3 protein-coding genes are annotated in these 2,091 nt (G+C 67.8%); all 3 read right to left on the bottom strand.

Annotated elements, in window-relative coordinates:
• Window positions 1-770, bottom strand: a 770-nt coding sequence (locus Q0L94_RS17765; protein WP_296755999.1) for a prephenate dehydrogenase/arogenate dehydrogenase family protein, incomplete at its 3' end; no start/stop codon positions are given.
• A complete protein-coding gene (hisC, locus tag Q0L94_RS17770; RefSeq protein ID WP_296756001.1) occupies window positions 767-1,861 on the bottom strand; it encodes a histidinol-phosphate transaminase in 1,095 nt (364 codons plus the stop codon). The genes hisC and Q0L94_RS17765, both read right to left, overlap by 4 nt.
• The coding region (locus tag Q0L94_RS17775) for an ACT domain-containing protein (protein ID WP_296756003.1) at window positions 1,858-2,091 on the bottom strand (234 nt) is incomplete at its 5' end. The genes Q0L94_RS17775 and hisC, both read right to left, overlap by 4 nt.

Genomic DNA, 2,091 nt, shown 5'->3' on the forward strand with positions numbered 1-2,091 from the left:
CGCAATGCTTGCAGCGATGCGAGGTAGGCATCCAGTTCGGCCAGCACCGCCTCCCGGTTCGCCAGCGCGATGTCGCGCCACATCTCCGGGCTGCTGCCGGCAATCCGGGTGAAATCGCGGAAACCGCTGGCGGCAAAGCGGAAGCAGGTATCGCTGTCGGCGCGCTGCGCGAGGTCATCCACCAGGGCATACGCTGCCAGATGCGGCAGATGGCTCACCGCCGCGAACACGCGGTCGTGCAGACCGGCATCCAGCGTCTCGACCTGCGCTCCCGCCGCCTCCCACAGCAGGCGCACGGTGGCAACCGCGTCGGCGCGCGTGTCGATCTGCGGCGTCAGCACCACGCGCTTGCCCCGATAGAGATCGACACGCGCGGCACCGGGGCCGCACCGTTCGGAGCCCGCAATGGGATGGCCCGGCACGAAATCGGCGAAGCGGTCGCCAAGTGCGGCACGTGCCGCCGCGACGACGTTGAGCTTGGTGCTGCCGGCATCGGTGACGACGGCACCCGCTTTCAGGTGCGGCGCGAGTTGCCTGAGTACCGCCTCCGTTTCCCCCACCGGGATCGCCAGCAGGATGCAGTCGGCCTGCCCGGCTTCCGCCCAGCCGACAGCGCGGTCGATCAGACCGCCTTCAAGTGCGGCATCCAGGCTCGCCCGATTGCGCCCCACCCCCAGCACCTCGCGCACCGCGCCGGCCTGTTTCAATGCCGCTGCAAACGATCCGCCGATCAGGCCGACGCCGACGACGGCAAGCTTTTCGACGATCACAGGCAGTCTCTCAGCGCGTCGAGGAAACGCGCGTTTTGTCCGGCCAGCCCCACCGACACGCGCAGGAATTCGGGCAGGCCGTAATTGCCGACCGGACGCACGATCACGCCGCGTTTCAGCAGTTCGGCGTTGATGCGCGCGGCAGCGCCGACCTTGGCCAGCAGGAAATTGCCTTTCGACGGCACGGTTTCGATACCCATTTCGGCCAGCCCTGCCGCCAACTGCGCCATGCCGGCGGCATTCAATGCATGGCTGCGCGCCAGAAACGCCTCGTCGCCGAGCGCCGCTTCGGCTGCCGCCAGGGCGGGCGCATTGACGTTGAAAGGGTGGCGCACCCGGTTCAGCAGGTCGATCACGCCGGCGCTGCCCAATCCGTAGCCGACGCGCAGTCCGGCCAGGCCATACGCCTTGGAAAAGGTGCGGCTGATCAGCAGATTGGGAAAGCGCGCCAGCCAAGCCGCGGTGTCGCAGCGTTCGGCCGGCGGCAGGTATTCGCCGTAGGCCTCGTCCAGCACCACCAGCACCTGCGGCGGCACGGTTTCGAGGAATGCCTCGATCTGCGTCCATGGCAGGAAAGTGCCGGTTGGGTTGTTCGGGTTGGCGATCCACAGCACCCGCGTGTCGCCGCGGATCGCCGCGCGCATGGCGTCGAGATCGTGGCCGTAATCCCGGGCCGCCACCTCGATGCATGCCGCCCCCGCGGTCAGCGTGGCGATGGGATAAACGGCGAACGCATGCTGCGCGTACACCGCCGACGCAGCCGGGCCGAGAAACGCGCGCGCGGCCATGTCCAGCACATCGTTCGAGCCGTTGCCCAGCACGATCTGATCGGCCGCGACACCCAGCTTCGCCGACAGCCTCGCCTTCAGCGCAAAGCCGGCACCGTCGGGATACAGGGCCATGTCGTGCAGCGCATCCTGTGCCGCAACCAATGCCATGGGGCTGGGGCCGAGCGGGTTTTCGTTCGACGCCAGCTTGACGATGTCGGCCTCGTCCAGCCCCAGTTCACGCGCGAGCTCGGAGATGGGCTTGCCGGGGCGGTAAGGGGCGACGGCGCGAATGTGGGCGGGAGCGAGATCGCAACAATTCATGACTGTGCAGCGGGGTAGGAGCCGAGAATCTTGAGGAAGGCAGCGCGCGACTCGATTTCGGCGAGCGTGGCGGCGAGTCTGGCGTCCTGCCGATGGCCTTCGCAGACGACGAAGAAGAGGTATTCCCAGTTGGCCGAACGCGCCGGGCGCGATTCGAGCTTGCTCATGGAAACCCCGGCGTCAGCCAGCGGCTGCAGCAATTTGACGATGGCGCCGGGCTGGTTGTGCAC

It is taken from the genome of Thiobacillus sp., from assembly GCF_024708915.1.